The sequence below is a fragment of the Ihuprevotella massiliensis genome (assembly GCA_900095835.1).
Lineage (GTDB): Bacteria > Bacteroidota > Bacteroidia > Bacteroidales > Bacteroidaceae > Alloprevotella > Alloprevotella massiliensis.
The window spans coordinates 1,132,146-1,150,901 of the sequence record LT608321.1; the positions used below are offsets into that span (position 1 = coordinate 1,132,146).

The window sequence follows — 18,756 nt, forward strand, 5'->3', positions numbered from 1 at the left end:
TTGTTTTTCAGCAATGACTAATAGGAAACGGTGCAGGAGAGACCGAGCGCCTTCACGCGCTCACCGATGGCATCGAGCACCTCAGGTGAGGCTTTTTTCAGTCCCTTCGCAGGAGTATCGCGATCGATGGTGTAGATGTAGACCGCTTCGGGACGAATGCGCTGCAAAGCCTCTAGCCATGGAGCAACGAAACTCTCGGCAGTGTTGTCTACAGACTGTCCTTGATATTCACCACTCATGAATAGGGTCTGCACTTGCACCTTGCCCTCGAAAGCACAAAGTCGCTCCACCATTTCTTCAGCATCGTATTTCAACACAGGGCGATCGACGAGGGTAATGTATTCGTTGGAAAGGGTGTCGAGTTTCAAAATGTTGTTGTCTACTCTTCGCAGGGCTTCGTGCACCGCAGGCAGATGGCAATAGGTGGCATTGCTCAGCACACTGATTTTAGCTTTTGGGAAATAGTGATCGCGCAACGCGATGGTGTCCTCAATGATACCAGGAAAGTCGGGGTGCATGGTGGGTTCACCATTACCAGCAAAGGTGATGACATCGGGACCACGTCCGTTGCGTTCCATCTCCTGCAGGGTTTGCTCCAACTCTTGCGCCACTTTTGCACGCGAAGGGATACGGAGTTTGGGCTTTGTATCACCATTAAATCCGCATTCGCAGTAGATGCAATCAAAGGTACAGAGTTTGCCATCTGAAGGCAATAGGTTGATGCCGAGCGAAACGCCCAACCTTCGACTCTGCACGGGTCCAAAGATTGGGGATGGAAAAAGAATAGTTGACATGTTTAGTTGCGCTTGTGTTTTACAAATCCCTATTCAGGGAAATAAAGGAAGAGTTGCTTCAAAGAAGGTACATCATTCCAACTCCACCAGCGATCTTCCATCAGGTTTTTGAAAGCCAACTTCATGTCGGGCTTCACTTCTTTCTTGATGGTCTTCTCACGAGCAGGCACAATGCGTCCCTTCAAACTGAAATAATAGGTATGTTTCAAGGGGTAACCTTTATTGGACTGCTGTTCGCCACCACTCATGTCGATAAATGTTTCACGAGCTAGTCCACCTAAATCGAGAGAGACAAAAGGTAAATCCGTGCTTCCACCAGTAATTTCCTTATATTTTTCCATGTCGATGGTAGTGACACAGAGCAAACTATTGCCACCACGTTCGGCAATCACACGCCCCATCGCCACTTTATCGACTTTCTGATAACGGATGCTATCAAATTCAACGCCAATAATACTGGCATTGCTGGCTTGATACACCTTGCCATCTTTCTCATCAACGTAGCAGAGGGCAGCATTTTTATAAAGGATATTGGCTTTTGCCTTTACAAAACGTCCAAAGGTTTGGAGCACTTTGGCATCACGGAAATCAGCAAATACCAATTGACGCTCTGAGCGTTGCTCCTCTTGCAACTGTTGCGCTTGCGCTGTACCCAAGCCCAGCAACAGAAGTAGCAGTAAAAGATAGTGTTTCATATCCTATTCTTATTTAGACATTAGACAAATGACAGAAGTTCGCAGACGTTTTTTTCAAACAAGGGTCTGCAACTTTCCATAAAATATCAACAGTGCAGCGACACACTCATCCCTGCTACTCACGCACCGACTACTCCTCGGCATGCTCGCAACAGCGATCATAGCATTGGCGGCAAAGTGGCTCATAGGTTTGCATCTCGCCGAGCATCACCTGATTGTCGCCTGCCACCAAACGGTGACTATACTGCGCCAACTCGCCACAGCGCACACACACAGCATGCACCTTGGTCACATCTTCTGCCACGGCACAGAGCGCAGGCATCGGACCAAAAGGCTGACCGCGAAAGTCCATGTCGAGCCCTGCCACGATGACGCGTTTACCCTGATTCGCCAAAGTATTGCACACCTCCACCAGACCTTCGTCAAAGAACTGCGCTTCATCCACGCCCACCACATCGGCATTTTGAGCCAGAGCTACTAGTTCGGCAGCCGATGCCACAGGCACTGAAGCCACGGACTGCGCATCGTGCGACACCACTTCTACGTCACTGTAGCGCGTATCGATGCAGGGTTTGAATATTTTCACCTGCTGCTGTGCAATTCGTGCACGCTTGATGCGACGAATCAGTTCTTCTGTTTTTCCAGAAAACATACTTCCGCACACCACTTCGATGCGGCCTCTGCGAGGAAAGTGTTCGTGATAAGGCATAATGATTGGTTGATTTAAGGGCAAAAGTAGCAATTATTCTTGGTTACGCCAAGCAAAACTTCTATCTTCGCTGTATGAACTCACAAGGTGCTCCTCATTCTCTGCGCGCGTGGTGGTTGGCAGCTCGGCCTAAGACCCTCTCGGGCGCACTCGTTTCGGTGGTGACAGCCACTGCTCTAGCCTATGCCAGCGACACTCCCCATGCTGCAGCGCCACTTTTGGCGGTGCTCTGCGCGGCTTTTGCTGGATTGATGCAAATCGCTTCAAATTTCATCAATGACCTCATCGACTTCCGCCGTGGACGCGATGGAGAAGACCGACTCGGTCCGGAACGCGCCTGTGCACAAGGTTGGATTACTCCACAAGCCATGCAGCGAGGCATAACCCTCACCCTCGTTCTCGCTGCCGCAGTAGGACTGTGCAGCTTAGTCCTCTTTGCCCACGCTTCGCAATACCACTTCGCCCAACTGGCGCTGTGGCTAGGATTAGTGGGGGTAAGTTGTGGGGCAGGTGCTTTTCTCTACACCACTCACTTGAGCCGTCTGGCGCTAGGGGATGTTATGGTGCTCATTTTCTTTGGTTTGATTCCAGTGGGTGGCACCTACTTTTTGCTCACCGATCACCTCACCCTTCCTGCGCTCCTCCTAGGGTTGAGCATTGGACTCGTGGTGGATTTATTGCTGGTGATCAACAATTTTCGCGATCGCGACAACGATGCTCGGGTAAATAAGCGCACTCTGGTGGTCTATTTAGGCGAACGCTACACACTTGCGTTTTATCTCTTGCTTGGTGTGGGAGCTCTGTTGCTCCTTTTTGCACTTTGCTACCACTTGCCCACCTCCTTTAGCAACGTCTGGGTGCAGTATCTGCCTGTGTTTGTGCCCTTAATTTTCCTACCTCTTCACTTACACACTTGGCAAGAGCTGAAGCGCATTCGCCATGGTCGCGCACTCAATGCGCTTTTGGGCGCCACCTCCCGCAACATTCTCCTCTTTGCCCTCAGCTTCTGCGTGGGTCTACTTCTGCAACCCTGCTTGCAGTAATCCAGTCACTGTGGCAGACGCACAACTCCTCTCATGCTCACCACCGCAGCTCCATGCCCACGACCGACAATGCTGCTGCCAGACGGTGAGCCGATGAGAGCAATCTGCTAGACTTCCTTCGCTTTGCCCCCTTCATCTATAGGGAACGAATTGCGTTAAATGGAGCATAATGGAGTGTAAAAGATGTTGATTTCAGGGGTTTATTGTGCTTATTTAAGTTTTGAGCACCGCGCAAAGGGATTTTTGCCCTTTTGCGCGGTGTTCGTTTTTCGTGCTCTATGGCTCACCTCTAGTATCCGCTCTTCTCGTGCGCGCGTTACGCGCGCACATTACAGCGATTTTGCACTTTTTGCTTTCACAACCTTCACAGTTTTCTTTGTAAGAAAAACATTATCAAGAAGATAGAAGGCTTTTTGGCTTAGCCTTTTTCCGAGATAGGTGCTAAAACGTTGGACATTTCTCCAAAAACGTTGGACATTTCTCCAAAAACATTGGACTTTTTCCAAAATATCTCCCACGTTTTCAAAGAAATGTCCTATATTTTTGGAAGTCCTTGTCCAGGTTCCCTAGAAAAAACCGCTTTTGTCCCACAAAAAAGCATCAGTTCGAGGTGCAAAATGAATGGCAAAAAGCCTCATCGGTAAGGTTGTGAAAGCAAAAAGTGCGAAATCCCAGGGAAGGCGCGCGCGTACGCGAGGATTTTCTCACCCCTTCGCATTCTCCTTTTTTCAGCCGTCCAGTTTTCGTCCCACGCATAACCTCCCATGGCGCGCTCATTCACTGCCCAAATCACCGCCAACCTATAAAAGTACTTAACAAAATCGGCGTTACAACATTTCTTAATCTCTATTGTGCGCCAATTAACGCAATTCATCCCATATATATAGAGAGCGCACTAGTAATGAGTGCGGGGCTAGCTACGACCTACTTTCTCGCACCACCGATGCAAATATCTGGATACTCATGTAAAAAAAATTTGCGTTTGTCTGCATTTTATTTGTTAGATTGAACAATTCTTTCTACATTTGCAGCGGATCACAGAGGTAAACTCTATCGCTCTTGATGAAAAATTATTGCCTCCTTAGAACCGCTCAAAATTATCTCTGTCCACAACAACGGGCTGGTGATGTTGATTTCCTCTATACAAAGCTGTTATGCCCTTTCTCCATCGAAACAGAAGGATTGCAAAAACAGCCATTTTGCAATCGCTCTAAAGAATCGACTATCACCTTTGCTTATCACTTATAAAACTATGATGAAAAATTGGCTCCGCTTCCTCGCTTTTATATTGCTCATTTTGGGAAGTACTAGTTGCTTTGTCAATTCAATTACAGCACAAACAGCTCGTACTGGTTTCTTCATGGAAACTTCTAAATTCCGCCACCAGATTAACCCTGCATTGCTCGAGGATAATCCCTATTTGGTGTTCCCCTTCTTAGGCAATATCTATGCGAGCACCATCAGCAGCCACAACACGGATGCTTTCGTCTATAAAGTGACCGACCCCACTACAGGAAAAAAGGAATATGACACCTTTATGAACACAGAGGTAACCCCCAAACAATTCTACAGCAGACTGGGTACTAAAGATTTATCGCTCGACGTGGATTTGAACGAAAACATTTTTTCCATAGCTGTGAATGGATTTGGTGGAACCAATTTGGTTGAAATAAACCTTAGATCCTCTTCTCGCTTGGAATTGCCTAACCAGCTCTTCCACTATGCCAAGGAGTCAAACGACAGAAATGCTTATTACCTTGACCATTTGGCGCTCAACCACCAAACTTATGCTGAAATAGCACTCGGTCATGCGCACAATGTGGGCAACCATTTCACGGTGGGCGCAAAGGTAAAAGGTTTGATAGGAGTGGGGTATGCAGATATCCAAGCGGACAATTTGGACGTGAAGCAGGCTGGCTTGGGCTGGTCAGTGTCGGGACGTACACGCGGCACACTGGCTGTGCTCAACACTCCTCCCACTTTCAACGAGAAAGGGCGTTTCGATGGCCTTGAAGACTTATCTCCTGGCATCACTGGCTGGGGACTTGGTGCTGACCTTGGTGTCATCTATGAGGTGCATGGTGTCGAGGGACTCACCGTGAATGCCTCACTCACAGACTTGGGCTTCATCAATCACACGAAGGCTTATGCCCTCAACAATGATGTTTATCGTACTTGGTCGTTTGAGGGTTTCCGTAACACAAAGGACGAAAACGGCAAAATGCTACAAGATGGTGTGGAGCAATTTAAGGACGACCTTCAAGAACTCCTTTCGCTCCGTGACGGTGGCAAAACGACTAAAAAATCTGCTCTTAAAAGCACGCTCAACTTAGGGGCGAAATATGAACTTCCTTTCGCGAAACACCTGAATGTGGGGGTGCTCTATTCGAAGCATCTTGAAGGCAACTTCAGTCTCGACCAACTTACCTTCGGTGCTGCATGGCATCCCATAGCTCCTATCGAACTGGGTGTGAGCACCACACTCGTAAAAAACAGCATAAATTTCGGCGCCATGCTCACCGTGCAAGCACCACATTTCCAAGTATTTGTAGGCACAGATTACTTCTCCGGAGCCTTCTCTGAAGATGGTCTATTCAGCAGCCGTGCCAACAACATCAACTTGGGGGTTACGATTCCTCTCGATTAGGCTGTACTATATCAAGCAGACTTTTTAATCCCTAAAATAAAAATAGAACCGAATGAAGCCCTTTGACTATTTCATCTATTGTTTTAAGAACTATGCAAAGTTCAGTGGACGAGCCTGCCGTTCAGAGTTTTGGTTCTTTGTGCTCTTCAACTTCGTCATCTCAAACGCACTGAACATTATGTCCCAAAGCTTGCTGTGGGTCAACGATGATATGATTTGGGTGGTACTCATCGGCAATATCTACGGTTTGGCTGTTTTCATTCCTTCCTTAGCAGTGACGGTGCGTCGATTGCACGACACAGGAAAAAGTGGATGGTGGATTTTATCTTACCATCTCCCTATCCTTTTGACCGTCGTATTTTTTGTGGTGTTGTTTGTCCAAATCTTTTCAGAGTTCTCTTTCTACGAGATGAACAAAATTCGCCCAGAGGATATTCCATGGATAACCGTTGTGGGCATTCTTCTTTGTCTATTCCTTTCGCTCTTCTTTGGTATTTTCCTCTTAGTGTGGCTCTGCACCGATAGTCAACCAGGCACCAACAAATATGGTCCTAATCCCAAAGAAATGATGAGGCATGGCTTTGGAAATCCTCAACAGCAACCTTATGGACAGAATCCTTATGGTGGGCAGCAACCTCCTTACGGACAGCAGCCTTATGGAGGGATGAATGCTCCGCAGCAACCTCCTTATGGTGCGCAACAGAATCCTTGTGATGCACCCCAACAACCACCCTACGGCAGTACACCTCAAACACCCCAAAATGGAGAAGGGGACAACTACGAAAAGGACCCGAATGGCGGGGATAGCCACTACCAACGATAAGTAGTCTTTTCTTAGAAAAGAATTTATTTGATGAAGTATTTCCTTTATTGTCTTAAGCACTATGCCGACTTCGGCGGCCGTGCACGTCGTTCTGAGTATTGGTACTTTCAGCTCTTCAACTTTCTGATTGAAATTGGTATTTACCTTATCGTTTTAGCAATAAAAGAAGTAATAGGAATAGATTTGGGCTTCTTAAGATTTGTATATCCTATTGCCTTATTTATTCCTAATTTAGCTGTGTCAGCTCGACGCTTACACGACACGAATCGAAGCGGTTGGTGGCAACTATTGACCATCATTACTGGACTCATTATGTATGGTTTTGTAATGACCTTCGCGTATCTGCTATGCTTATATGTCATATGGGGCGCAGATATGCGTGGCTTCTCTATTTTTAGGGAAGAAAAGCTGCTTTCAATCCTCTTGTTCGTCTCCATCATTTGTCACATAGCTGCAGAAATTCTTCTACTGGTTTGGTATTGCAGAGACAGCCAACAAGGGGTAAATAGATTTGGTCCGAACCCCAAAGAAGAAAACAACGCAGATCCAGATCAATAGGCTTCCCATAATGGTGGACATCCAAATCAACAAGGTATTCACCTCAAGGGAAAGCAATAATTGAAGTGCTAAAACAGCCATCTCAACAACAAACCCTTTAAACAATCCTTTTATGAAGTATTTTCTCTATTGTCTTCAGCACTATGCCGACTTCGAGGGCCGTGCACGCCGTTCCGAGTTTTGGTATTACACTCTCTTCCATTTTCTCTTCGCCCTTTTACCCTTATTTATTGGTCTTATTCTATTACTTGTGGGTGCGGCTTCTCAAGACTATTCAACCTCAGGGTCACCCTCTGCACTTATTATACTTGGTGCTCTGCTATCGTTTGTCGGTATCATTGCTTGTCTGGGATTATTGGTCCCCACTTGGGCTGTAACAGCACGCCGTCTACACGACACCGGAAAAAGTGGTTGGTTAATGCTCATTGGAATGATTCCCTATGTGAACGTTATCACTGGCATTGTGCTCCTTGTTTTCTATTGCACGGATAGTACTCCAGGCGAGAACCAATATGGTCCTAACCCTAAAGGTATAGGAAATAACGGCAACTATTGGGGAAATCCTAATGGTCAAGGAGCACCTTATGGATACCAACAACCCAATAACGGAGGATATCAACAACCCTATAATGGTGGATATCAACAACCCAATAATGGTGGATACCAACAACCCAATAATGGTGGATACACCCATCAACAATAAGCTCCTTTAGGAGACATTTCCTCTCAACTCTCTCATACATCGAGCGATTCCGCCACAATTCGTGGCAGAATCGCTCGATTTTCGCTCAAAAAATCGTACCTTTGCACCCAAATAGTTTAGAAAACAGTATGATGACTGCAAACGAAATACGCGAATCTTATAAGCGTTTCTTTGAGGAGCATGGACACCTCATCGTGCCTTCCGCTCCTATGGTGATTAAAGATGACCCCACCCTCATGTTTACCAATGCGGGTATGAACCAGTTCAAGGACATTATCCTTGGACACACAGAACCCAAATGCCGCCGCATGACCGACTCTCAGAAGTGTCTGCGCGTGAGTGGTAAGCACAACGACCTCGAAGAGGTGGGACACGACACCTACCACCACACGATGTTTGAAATGCTCGGTAACTGGTCATTTGGCGACTACTTCAAGGAAGACGCCATCACTTTCGCCTACAAATTCTTGGTGGAAGTGCTCAAGATTGATCCCAAAAATCTCTACGTCACTGTCTTTGAAGGTGACAAGGAAGCTGGGCTCGAGCGCGACGACGAAGCTGCGGCTATCTGGGAACGCTACTTCCCCAAAGATCATATCATCAACGGTAATAAGCACGACAACTTCTGGGAAATGGGTGACACCGGTCCCTGTGGTCCTTGCTCAGAAATCCACATCGATGGACGTTCCGAAGAAGAAAAAGCCAAAGTTTCTGGAGCTTCTCTCGTCAATCAAGACAACCCCGAGGTAATCGAGATTTGGAACCTCGTATTCATGCAATACAATCGCAAAGCCGATGGTTCTCTCGAAGGTCTTCCCCACAAGGTTATCGACACCGGTATGGGATTTGAGCGTTTGGTGCGTGTGCTTCAAGGTAAAAACTCCAACTACGACACCGACATTTTCCAACCCATCATCCGCAAAATCGCAGAGTTTTCTGGTTTTGCTTATGGAAAAGAAGAAGCTACCGACGTGGCAATGCGTGTTATTGCTGACCACTTGCGCGCCATCGCGTTCTCCATCGCAGACGGACAACTTCCCTCCAACGCGAAAGCAGGTTATGTGATTCGTCGCATCTTGCGTCGTGCAGTGCGCTACGCTTACACCTTCCTCAACCAGCGCGAAGCCTTCATTTGCCGCCTCGTTCCCACCCTCGTACAAGAGATGGGAGGTGCATATCCCGAACTTCCTGCACAACAAGAACTCATCACCAAGGTGATTCGCGAAGAAGAAGAATCATTCCTCCGCACCCTTGCCACTGGTATCAACCGTTTGGAAAATATCATTGAAGCCACGAAGGCAGCAGGCAACAAAGTGGTGGAAGGAAAAGAAGCCTTCACCCTCTTCGACACCTATGGTTTCCCCCTCGACCTCACCGAACTCATCTGTTCTGAAGCCGGTCTCACCGTGGACGAAGCTGGTTTTGATGCAGAAATGCAACAACAAAAAGAGCGCGCGCGCAATGCCGCAGCCACAGAAACAGGCGACTGGGTGGTTTTGGCAGAAGGCAACACCACTTTCCACGGTTGGGATTACACCGAATATGGTTGCCGTATCTTGAAATATCGTCAAGTGCAACAAAAGAAGCAAACCTACTTCGAACTCGTACTGGACAACACGCCATTCTATGCTGAAATGGGTGGACAAGTGGGAGACACTGGTGTGCTCATCAATGAGGAAGAAACAGTGGAAATCTTCGACACCAAGCGCGAAAACAACCTTCCCATCCACCTCACCAAGGCACTTCCCAAGCACCCCGAAGCAGAATTCATGGCATGTGTTGACGTGGATCGTCGTCACAAGATTGAAGCCAACCACACCGCTACTCACTTGCTCGACCAAGCACTCCGCGAAGTCCTCGGCACTCACGTAGAACAAAAGGGTTCGCTCAATAACGATCGTAGCCTTCGCTTTGACTTCTCTCACTTCCAAAANCCAAGGAGCACCTTATGGATACCAACAACCCAATAATGGAGGATATCAACAACCCAATAATGGTGGATACCAACAACCCAACAATGGTGGATATCAACAACCCAATAATGGTGGATATCAACAACCCAATAATGGTGGATACACTCATTAACAATGGTATTCTCCTCAAGGAAAAGAAATAATTGAAGTGCTTAAACATTCATCTCAACAATAAACCCTTTAAATAATCCTTTTATGAAGTATTTCCTCTATTGTCTTCAGCACTATGCCGACTTCAACGGTCGTGCTCGCCGTTCTGAGTTTTGGTTTTATACCCTCTTCCATTTTCTCTTCGTCTTTTTACCCATATTTATTGGTCTTATTCTATTAGTTGCGGGTGGGGCTTTTCAAGACTATTCAACCTCAGGGTCACCTTCTGCACTTATTATACTTGGTGCTCTGCTATCGTTTGTCGGTATCATTGCTTGTCTGGGATTATTGGTCCCCACTTGGGCTGTAACAGCACGCCGTCTACACGACACCGGAAAAAGTGGTTGGTTAATGCTCATTGGAATGATTCCCTATGTGAACGTTATCACTGGCATTGTGCTCCTTGTTTTCTATTGCACGGATAGTACTCCAGGCGAGAACCAATATGGTCCTAACCCTAAAGGTATAGGAAATAACGGCAACTATTGGGGAAATCCTAATGGTCAAGGAGCACCTTATGGATACCAACAACCCAATAACGGAGGATATCAACAACCCTATAATGGTGGATATCAACAACCCAATAATGGTGGATACCAACAACCCAATAATGGTGGATACACCCATCAACAATAAGCTCCTTTAGGAGACATTTCCTCTCAACTCTCTCATACATCGAGCGATTCCGCCACAATTCGTGGCAGAATCGCTCGATTTTCGCTCAAAAAATCGTACCTTTGCACCCAAATAGTTTAGAAAACAGTATGATGACTGCAAACGAAATACGCGAATCTTATAAGCGTTTCTTTGAGGAGCATGGACACCTCATCGTGCCTTCCGCTCCTATGGTGATTAAAGATGACCCCACCCTCATGTTTACCAATGCGGGTATGAACCAGTTCAAGGACATTATCCTTGGACACACAGAACCCAAATGCCGCCGCATGACCGACTCTCAGAAGTGTCTGCGCGTGAGTGGTAAGCACAACGACCTCGAAGAGGTGGGACACGACACCTACCACCACACGATGTTTGAAATGCTCGGTAACTGGTCATTTGGCGACTACTTCAAGGAAGACGCCATCACTTTCGCCTACAAATTCTTGGTGGAAGTGCTCAAGATTGATCCCAAAAATCTCTACGTCACTGTCTTTGAAGGTGACAAGGAAGCTGGGCTCGAGCGCGACGACGAAGCTGCGGCTATCTGGGAACGCTACTTCCCCAAAGATCATATCATCAACGGTAATAAGCACGACAACTTCTGGGAAATGGGTGACACCGGTCCCTGTGGTCCTTGCTCAGAAATCCACATCGATGGACGTTCCGAAGAAGAAAAAGCCAAAGTTTCTGGAGCTTCTCTCGTCAATCAAGACAACCCCGAGGTAATCGAGATTTGGAACCTCGTATTCATGCAATACAATCGCAAAGCCGATGGTTCTCTCGAAGGTCTTCCCCACAAGGTTATCGACACCGGTATGGGATTTGAGCGTTTGGTGCGTGTGCTTCAAGGTAAAAACTCCAACTACGACACCGACATTTTCCAACCCATCATCCGCAAAATCGCAGAGTTTTCTGGTTTTGCTTATGGAAAAGAAGAAGCTACCGACGTGGCAATGCGTGTTATTGCTGACCACTTGCGCGCCATCGCGTTCTCCATCGCAGACGGACAACTTCCCTCCAACGCGAAAGCAGGTTATGTGATTCGTCGCATCTTGCGTCGTGCAGTGCGCTACGCTTACACCTTCCTCAACCAGCGCGAAGCCTTCATTTGCCGCCTCGTTCCCACCCTCGTACAAGAGATGGGAGGTGCATATCCCGAACTTCCTGCACAACAAGAACTCATCACCAAGGTGATTCGCGAAGAAGAAGAATCATTCCTCCGCACCCTTGCCACTGGTATCAACCGTTTGGAAAATATCATTGAAGCCACGAAGGCAGCAGGCAACAAAGTGGTGGAAGGAAAAGAAGCCTTCACCCTCTTCGACACCTATGGTTTCCCCCTCGACCTCACCGAACTCATCTGTTCTGAAGCCGGTCTCACCGTGGACGAAGCTGGTTTTGATGCAGAAATGCAACAACAAAAAGAGCGCGCGCGCAATGCCGCAGCCACAGAAACAGGCGACTGGGTGGTTTTGGCAGAAGGCAACACCACTTTCCACGGTTGGGATTACACCGAATATGGTTGCCGTATCTTGAAATATCGTCAAGTGCAACAAAAGAAGCAAACCTACTTCGAACTCGTACTGGACAACACGCCATTCTATGCTGAAATGGGTGGACAAGTGGGAGACACTGGTGTGCTCATCAATGAGGAAGAAACAGTGGAAATCTTCGACACCAAGCGCGAAAACAACCTTCCCATCCACCTCACCAAGGCACTTCCCAAGCACCCCGAAGCAGAATTCATGGCATGTGTTGACGTGGATCGTCGNTCAAGGAGCACCTTATGGATACCAACAACCCAATAACGGAGGATATCAACAACCCTATAATGGTGGATATCAACAACCCAATAATGGTGGATACCAACAACCCAATAATGGTGGATACACCCATCAACAATAAGCTCCTTTAGGAGACATTTCCTCTCAACTCTCTCATACATCGAGCGATTCCGCCACAATTCGTGGCAGAATCGCTCGATTTTCGCTCAAAAAATCGTACCTTTGCACCCAAATAGTTTAGAAAACAGTATGATGACTGCAAACGAAATACGCGAATCTTATAAGCGTTTCTTTGAGGAGCATGGACACCTCATCGTGCCTTCCGCTCCTATGGTGATTAAAGATGACCCCACCCTCATGTTTACCAATGCGGGTATGAACCAGTTCAAGGACATTATCCTTGGACACACAGAACCCAAATGCCGCCGCATGACCGACTCTCAGAAGTGTCTGCGCGTGAGTGGTAAGCACAACGACCTCGAAGAGGTGGGACACGACACCTACCACCACACGATGTTTGAAATGCTCGGTAACTGGTCATTTGGCGACTACTTCAAGGAAGACGCCATCACTTTCGCCTACAAATTCTTGGTGGAAGTGCTCAAGATTGATCCCAAAAATCTCTACGTCACTGTCTTTGAAGGTGACAAGGAAGCTGGGCTCGAGCGCGACGACGAAGCTGCGGCTATCTGGGAACGCTACTTCCCCAAAGATCATATCATCAACGGTAATAAGCACGACAACTTCTGGGAAATGGGTGACACCGGTCCCTGTGGTCCTTGCTCAGAAATCCACATCGATGGACGTTCCGAAGAAGAAAAAGCCAAAGTTTCTGGAGCTTCTCTCGTCAATCAAGACAACCCCGAGGTAATCGAGATTTGGAACCTCGTATTCATGCAATACAATCGCAAAGCCGATGGTTCTCTCGAAGGTCTTCCCCACAAGGTTATCGACACCGGTATGGGATTTGAGCGTTTGGTGCGTGTGCTTCAAGGTAAAAACTCCAACTACGACACCGACATTTTCCAACCCATCATCCGCAAAATCGCAGAGTTTTCTGGTTTTGCTTATGGAAAAGAAGAAGCTACCGACGTGGCAATGCGTGTTATTGCTGACCACTTGCGCGCCATCGCGTTCTCCATCGCAGACGGACAACTTCCCTCCAACGCGAAAGCAGGTTATGTGATTCGTCGCATCTTGCGTCGTGCAGTGCGCTACGCTTACACCTTCCTCAACCAGCGCGAAGCCTTCATTTGCCGCCTCGTTCCCACCCTCGTACAAGAGATGGGAGGTGCATATCCCGAACTTCCTGCACAACAAGAACTCATCACCAAGGTGATTCGCGAAGAAGAAGAATCATTCCTCCGCACCCTTGCCACTGGTATCAACCGTTTGGAAAATATCATTGAAGCCACGAAGGCAGCAGGCAACAAAGTGGTGGAAGGAAAAGAAGCCTTCACCCTCTTCGACACCTATGGTTTCCCCCTCGACCTCACCGAACTCATCTGTTCTGAAGCCGGTCTCACCGTGGACGAAGCTGGTTTTGATGCAGAAATGCAACAACAAAAAGAGCGCGCGCGCAATGCCGCAGCCACAGAAACAGGCGACTGGGTGGTTTTGGCAGAAGGCAACACCACTTTCCACGGTTGGGATTACACCGAATATGGTTGCCGTATCTTGAAATATCGTCAAGTGCAACAAAAGAAGCAAACCTACTTCGAACTCGTACTGGACAACACGCCATTCTATGCTGAAATGGGTGGACAAGTGGGAGACACTGGTGTGCTCATCAATGAGGAAGAAACAGTGGAAATCTTCGACACCAAGCGCGAAAACAACCTTCCCATCCACCTCACCAAGGCACTTCCCAAGCACCCCGAAGCAGAATTCATGGCATGTGTTGACGTGGATCGTCGTCACAAGATTGAAGCCAACCACACCGCTACTCACTTGCTCGACCAAGCACTCCGCGAAGTCCTCGGCACTCACGTAGAACAAAAGGGTTCGCTCAATAACGATCGTAGCCTTCGCTTTGACTTCTCTCACTTCCAAAAGGTGACTCCCGAAGAAATTCGTCAAATCGAGCGCATCATCAATGGTCGTATCCGCGAAAACATCCCCTTCCAAGACCACCGCGATGTGCCCGTTGAGGAAGCGAAGAACATGGGTGCTATCGCACTCTTCGGAGAAAAGTATGGTGACACTGTGCGTGTCGTACAATTTGGTGATAGCGTAGAGTTCTGTGGTGGTACACACGTTAGTGCAACTGGTAAGATCGGTCTCTTCCGCATCGTGAGCGAAAGCAGTGTTGCGGCAGGTATCCGCCGCATCGAAGCCATCACCGGTGAAGCAGCAGAAGAAAGCATGTATCTCCAACAAGACATTCTCAGCGATGTCAGCGCATTCTTCAACAATGCTAAGGATGTGAAAGCCGCTGTGCAAAAAGCCATCGACGAAAACGCCGACTTGAAGAAGCAAGTGGAAGCTGCCGTTCGCGAACGCGTGGGACAACTCAAAGGTCGCCTCATCGAAGCCGCCAAAGAAGTTGATGGTGTCAAAGTCATTGCACAAGTTCTCCCCATGGACGTAGAAGCAGGCGCAGTGAAAGACCTCGCCTTCCAAGTGTCAGGACAGCTGCCCGAAAACACCTTCCTCGTTCTCGGTTCGAAACACGATGACAAACCTCTACTCACTGTCATGGTGAGCAAAGACCTCATTGCAAGTCGTCAGCTCCATGCTGGCAATCTCGTCAAAGAAGCCGCACGCCTCATCCAAGGTGGTGGCGGTGGTGCTCCCCACTTCGCCACTGCAGGTGGTAAGAACACCGCAGGTCTTGACGAAGCCGTTGCCAAAGTGCTTGAACTCGCAGGTTTCTAATCCGAAATACCACACACAAAAATCCCCATTTGCGTCATGCAAATGGGGATTTTTCGTTATAACCCTGATTTTCGGAAGAGATGAAGCAAACATTGCGCATCACATTCATCAAAACAAACAAAGCAACTACACAATACATTATTCGTTCATCAAAACAAACAAAACAAACATTGCCTATTTCGCTTCACATTCTTCCAATCTGCCTAAACTACGCCAAACTTGCTAGTTTTTCGCCTTCATAAATCGATGATAGAAAAACGCAAAGAGAAGCGCAGCCACCATCAGCGAGATAGCAAATGAATAAAAGATACCTTCCACACCGCCCTTCAGCGTAAAGCCCATCAAATACGCCGCAGGCATGCCTACCACAAGGTAAGCCACCGCAGAACTCCACGTCATCGGCAACACATGTTGCGTAGCGCGCAGCGCATTAGCGTAACAAATCTGCAGCGCATCAGCATATTGGTATACCACCAGCGGCACTAGCAGGGCAAGTGCAGCTGAAATCACAGCCATATCTCGCGTAAAGAGATGAACAATCACATTACCGGCAAAATAAAACAGCATCGAAGACAAAGTAGCATTGAGCAAAAGCAAATTTCTTCCCGCTTTTCCAGCCAACAAAGCCTCAGCCTTATCATTTTGTCCCAGGAAGTAAGAGATACGAATGCTCATGCTAGCCCCCAAACTATAGTAAAGGGTGAATCCCAGCGTGCCTAAAGTCATGAGAATCTGATAAGCCGCGAGCGGAATTTCTCCCAACCATCCTGTCATCACAGCCGAACCAGCAAAACAGAAAGTTTCCAAACCAATCTGCAAACTCACGGGCCACGACTTGCGATGAATATCGCGTAACGAGGGCAACTGCGAGAGGCTATCAGCCGAGAGTGGAAGGCGGAAATCAGCAAAACGCTTACCCCAAAAGATAATTGCCAACAAAACCACTGCCACCAATATGCGGCTCACCATAGTAGCGAACCCCGCACCAAAGAGCCCCCATTCGGGAAATGGACCTATGCCAAAGATGAGCAGATAGTTCAGCACGATATTGATCACATTTCCTGCCAAGATGAGCCACATCGCTAAACTGGTATAGGTGATACCGTCGGTGAACTGGCGCGCTGCTGTGAAGAGCACCACAAACCAGAGCGACACCCAAAGCGTAATGTAATACGACTGCATGAGTGGGAGCAACGCCTCTGGCTGTCTGAGATAGGGAAGAAGGAAATACAGGACACCAAAGAAAAAGAGCACTCCTGCCCCAAAGAAGAGATTCATCATGAGCCCTCGGCGCATAATCGCACCCACTCCAGCCTTGTCTCCCTGACTATACTTTGCCGAAACGAAGGGCGTCAATCCGTAGCTATAGCCTAAAATAATCATGGTAGCCAGATTAAACAAGCTATTGACAAACGATGCTGCCGAGAGCGCAGGTGTGCTATAATGCCCCACCATGATGGTGTCGGCAAAAGCTAAGATAATCGTGCCAAGTTGCGCAATGGCAATGGGAAGTCCTAGGCGGAGTGTTGCTGAATAATGCGAGGAAAATTTCATCTACGTTTAAAAAGTTCGATACTAAAAGTTTTGACAGGGTAAAGACGCCCTTGAGGATCAGGGAGTGCGATTTGGAACACTAGTTCACGATCGCGCGCATTGTTGCGAGCCACGACCTCAGCTTGGTAGCGCATGGCACGTCCTGCAGGAAGCTCGCCAATGATAGCCGTAGGAGACACGTTCACACGCTTATAGTCGCAAGATACCACTGGCGCAATGTTATAGAGTGTGCGACCAGAATTATTGTAAAGATCAAAAGAAATCTGTGCACGTTCACCGGGTTGAAGGGCACGATCTCCATTGTAGTCAGAGAAAGTGAGGTTAGAAATCTCTATGCCGTTGAACGAAGCATACACATCACTGCCATTATTGTAGCGACCATAGCCCACTTGCTCATTGCCATATCTGCCATCTTGTGTGCGATAGCCATCATAGCGTTGACTACCATAGCGTTGATCGTACACCTGTTCGCGCTGCTGCGCGTTCTTTTCTGCCGTAGCCGCACCAATAGCAGCCCCAGCCGCACCACCTACGAGTGTACCGATGTCCGAACCTCGATAACCTCCGAGGATCCCTCCCACGGTAGAACCAAAGAAAGCACCAAGGCTCATGCCAGTCGTTGTACGGTTCCAACTATCATAGCTCACACAACTGCTCATCAGGAAAGGAATCATCAACGCTAATGCGAGATTTTTCACCACATGCTGGAAAGAAAAAATCAGAGAATATCTTTTCATTGTCATATTCATATTATAAGTGAGACAATACCTTTGCCTAGTTCGCAAAGGTGCAAATATGCCTATCCCTACGTAGAACCCCACGTGGGAATAGGCATAAACTATCTTTTAATGTCGAAAGAAGCTTTGCTAGAAAGCCTTATTTCACGGTGATCACAAGATATTTGCTCACACTCCAGAAACGAGTAGGATCTGTGATGCGGAGCGTATATTGACCTTGCGCGTCTTTATCGAGCGAATAACTACCTTCGGGGTGAGTAGTCATCAAGCGAGCACTCTTAGAGTAAAGGCGAATCACCTTATCCACACGGATATCAATCTTGGTAAAATAATCCTTGTTGAAGTTGTTGTTGCGCAACACTTCACCACCCTTGAGGATGTTTTGTTCCTTCAGTTCGCTCTTTGTACCAAACACATAGTAAGCACTATTGAGTTCGCGGTCTTGTGATGCCACAGTGCGTGCTTTTGTTTCATTTTGCACGCTGAGTTCGTTCACATTGCTTTGGAGATTAGCGTTTTGTTCGCCAAGTTCCGCGATTTGGATATCCTTTTTAGAGAGTTCCGCACGGAGTTCCTCCATTTGCTTGGTCAAATCAGCGATTTGAGCAGTGAAAGCAGCCACGGTAGCCTCCATCTTCTTGCGAAGGTCCGCATTGTTTGACTTAGAAGCCTTCACTTGTTGGCGGAGATTGCTGATCAAATCGTTGTTAAGACGAATCGTGTTCTCGATAAGTTTCACATCTTCCACGATTTGAGCACGGTTGTTGCGCTCGCCTTGGCGACGTTCTGTGGTGATACGACCTTGGGCTTCATTGATTTTTCGGAAGCCGTCCTGAATGTCATTCATGGTCGTCATCATGTCCGTCAGCTCCTTATCTTTCTGCGCAACAATCTGTTGCAAAGAGTCAGCAGCAGAGAGTTCAGCTACCGTTTCCTTATCCTTCTTCGTGTTGCACGAAATGAAAGTCATACCGAATACGGCGATCAGGAGAAATGCTATTTTCTTCATACGCTTAGGTGTTAGTTGATGTCAATAATAAAAGGAATGA

At 47.6% G+C, this 18,756-nt stretch carries 14 protein-coding genes and 2 pseudogenes; 10 read left to right on the forward strand and 6 right to left on the reverse strand.

The features are described 5' to 3' along the window. Positions 1–17: 17 nt before the first annotated feature. The 3 genes from BQ2633_RS04800 to BQ2633_RS04810 form a co-directional block, all read right to left on the reverse strand. On the reverse strand, positions 18–794 hold the full coding sequence (locus tag BQ2633_RS04800; RefSeq protein WP_075565441.1) for a radical SAM protein: 777 nt from the start codon (positions 792–794) through the stop codon (positions 18–20). A gap of 29 nt (positions 795–823) precedes the next feature. Beyond that, positions 824–1,489, reverse strand: a complete 666-nt coding sequence (locus BQ2633_RS04805) for a hypothetical protein (RefSeq protein WP_075565443.1) — start codon at positions 1,487–1,489, stop codon at positions 824–826. A 130-nt stretch (positions 1,490–1,619) separates the two neighbouring features. Further along, a complete protein-coding gene (locus BQ2633_RS04810) occupies positions 1,620–2,198 on the reverse strand; it encodes a thymidine kinase (RefSeq protein WP_075565445.1) in 579 nt (192 codons plus the stop codon). Positions 2,199–2,272: 74 nt separating this feature from the next. On the opposite strand from BQ2633_RS04810, the gene menA reads away from it, so the two are divergent. The 10 genes and pseudogenes from menA to alaS (BQ2633_RS04860) all read left to right on the forward strand — a co-directional run bounded on the left by menA (position 2,273) and on the right by alaS (BQ2633_RS04860) (position 15,416). After that, positions 2,273–3,241: a 1,4-dihydroxy-2-naphthoate octaprenyltransferase gene (gene menA, locus BQ2633_RS04815; protein ID WP_075565447.1), complete on the forward strand. Its 969-nt coding sequence runs from the start codon at positions 2,273–2,275 to the stop codon at positions 3,239–3,241. 1,252 nt (positions 3,242–4,493) lie between these two features. Then, positions 4,494–5,888, forward strand: a complete 1,395-nt coding sequence (locus BQ2633_RS04825; RefSeq protein WP_075565451.1) for a DUF5723 family protein — start codon at positions 4,494–4,496, stop codon at positions 5,886–5,888. Between the two features lie 52 nt (positions 5,889–5,940). Beyond that, positions 5,941–6,711 (forward strand): DUF805 domain-containing protein, encoded by a 771-nt coding sequence (locus BQ2633_RS04830; protein ID WP_075565453.1) that lies wholly within the window; start codon positions 5,941–5,943, stop codon positions 6,709–6,711. Between the two features lie 30 nt (positions 6,712–6,741). Next, positions 6,742–7,269 carry a DUF805 domain-containing protein gene (locus tag BQ2633_RS04835; RefSeq protein ID WP_075565455.1) on the forward strand — a complete coding sequence of 176 codons (528 nt, stop codon included), beginning with the start codon at positions 6,742–6,744 and terminating at the stop codon, positions 7,267–7,269. A 112-nt stretch (positions 7,270–7,381) separates the two neighbouring features. Beyond that, a complete protein-coding gene (locus tag BQ2633_RS04840) occupies positions 7,382–7,972 on the forward strand; it encodes a DUF805 domain-containing protein (RefSeq protein ID WP_075565456.1) in 591 nt (196 codons plus the stop codon). Between the two features lie 128 nt (positions 7,973–8,100). After that, positions 8,101–9,903: pseudogene (gene alaS / locus BQ2633_RS04845) on the forward strand (alanine--tRNA ligase); the annotation flags it as partial. A gap of 17 nt (positions 9,904–9,920) precedes the next feature. Continuing rightward, positions 9,921–10,088, forward strand: a complete 168-nt coding sequence (locus tag BQ2633_RS11445; RefSeq protein WP_176720090.1) for a hypothetical protein — start codon at positions 9,921–9,923, stop codon at positions 10,086–10,088. 52 nt (positions 10,089–10,140) lie between these two features. Then, positions 10,141–10,731: a DUF805 domain-containing protein gene (locus BQ2633_RS04850; protein WP_075565458.1), complete on the forward strand. Its 591-nt coding sequence runs from the start codon at positions 10,141–10,143 to the stop codon at positions 10,729–10,731. A 128-nt stretch (positions 10,732–10,859) separates the two neighbouring features. Beyond that, positions 10,860–12,524, forward strand: a pseudogene (gene alaS / locus BQ2633_RS04855) (alanine--tRNA ligase); the annotation flags it as partial. 264 nt (positions 12,525–12,788) lie between these two features. Beyond that, the gene (alaS, locus tag BQ2633_RS04860; protein WP_075565461.1) at positions 12,789–15,416 is read left to right on the forward strand and encodes an alanine--tRNA ligase; all 2,628 of its coding nucleotides are present in this window, start codon (positions 12,789–12,791) and stop codon (positions 15,414–15,416) included. A gap of 222 nt (positions 15,417–15,638) precedes the next feature. Here alaS (BQ2633_RS04860) and BQ2633_RS04865 read toward each other — a convergent pair whose 3' ends face one another. The 3 genes from BQ2633_RS04865 to BQ2633_RS04875 form a co-directional block, all read right to left on the reverse strand. Then, a complete protein-coding gene (locus BQ2633_RS04865) occupies positions 15,639–16,970 on the reverse strand; it encodes an MATE family efflux transporter (protein ID WP_075565463.1) in 1,332 nt (443 codons plus the stop codon). Further along, on the reverse strand, positions 16,967–17,707 hold the full coding sequence (locus BQ2633_RS04870) for a glycine zipper domain-containing protein (protein WP_075565466.1): 741 nt from the start codon (positions 17,705–17,707) through the stop codon (positions 16,967–16,969). Before BQ2633_RS04870 ends, BQ2633_RS04865 begins: the two co-directional genes overlap by 4 nt. A gap of 139 nt (positions 17,708–17,846) precedes the next feature. Further along, a complete protein-coding gene (locus BQ2633_RS04875) occupies positions 17,847–18,716 on the reverse strand; it encodes a Cbp1 family collagen-binding glycoprotein adhesin (protein ID WP_075565468.1) in 870 nt (289 codons plus the stop codon). Positions 18,717–18,756 lie beyond the last annotated feature (40 nt).

Coding starts and splice junctions, on each gene's coding strand:
- menA (WP_075565447.1), top strand. CDS start 2,273: ATGAACTCACAAGGTGCTCCTCATTCTCTGCGCGCGTGGTGGTTGGCA.
- alaS (WP_075565461.1), top strand. CDS start 12,789: ATGATGACTGCAAACGAAATACGCGAATCTTATAAGCGTTTCTTTGAG.
- BQ2633_RS04870 (WP_075565466.1), bottom strand. CDS start 17,707: ATGAAAAGATATTCTCTGATTTTTTCTTTCCAGCATGTGGTGAAAAAT.
- BQ2633_RS04800 (WP_075565441.1), bottom strand. CDS start 794: ATGTCAACTATTCTTTTTCCATCCCCAATCTTTGGACCCGTGCAGAGT.
- BQ2633_RS04850 (WP_075565458.1), top strand. CDS start 10,141: ATGAAGTATTTCCTCTATTGTCTTCAGCACTATGCCGACTTCAACGGT.
- BQ2633_RS04835 (WP_075565455.1), top strand. CDS start 6,742: ATGAAGTATTTCCTTTATTGTCTTAAGCACTATGCCGACTTCGGCGGC.
- BQ2633_RS04865 (WP_075565463.1), bottom strand. CDS start 16,970: ATGAAATTTTCCTCGCATTATTCAGCAACACTCCGCCTAGGACTTCCC.
- BQ2633_RS04830 (WP_075565453.1), top strand. CDS start 5,941: ATGAAGCCCTTTGACTATTTCATCTATTGTTTTAAGAACTATGCAAAG.
- BQ2633_RS04840 (WP_075565456.1), top strand. CDS start 7,382: ATGAAGTATTTTCTCTATTGTCTTCAGCACTATGCCGACTTCGAGGGC.
- BQ2633_RS04825 (WP_075565451.1), top strand. CDS start 4,494: ATGATGAAAAATTGGCTCCGCTTCCTCGCTTTTATATTGCTCATTTTG.
- BQ2633_RS11445 (WP_176720090.1), top strand. CDS start 9,921: ATGGATACCAACAACCCAATAATGGAGGATATCAACAACCCAATAATG.
- BQ2633_RS04810 (WP_075565445.1), bottom strand. CDS start 2,198: ATGCCTTATCACGAACACTTTCCTCGCAGAGGCCGCATCGAAGTGGTG.
- BQ2633_RS04875 (WP_075565468.1), bottom strand. CDS start 18,716: ATGAAGAAAATAGCATTTCTCCTGATCGCCGTATTCGGTATGACTTTC.
- BQ2633_RS04805 (WP_075565443.1), bottom strand. CDS start 1,489: ATGAAACACTATCTTTTACTGCTACTTCTGTTGCTGGGCTTGGGTACA.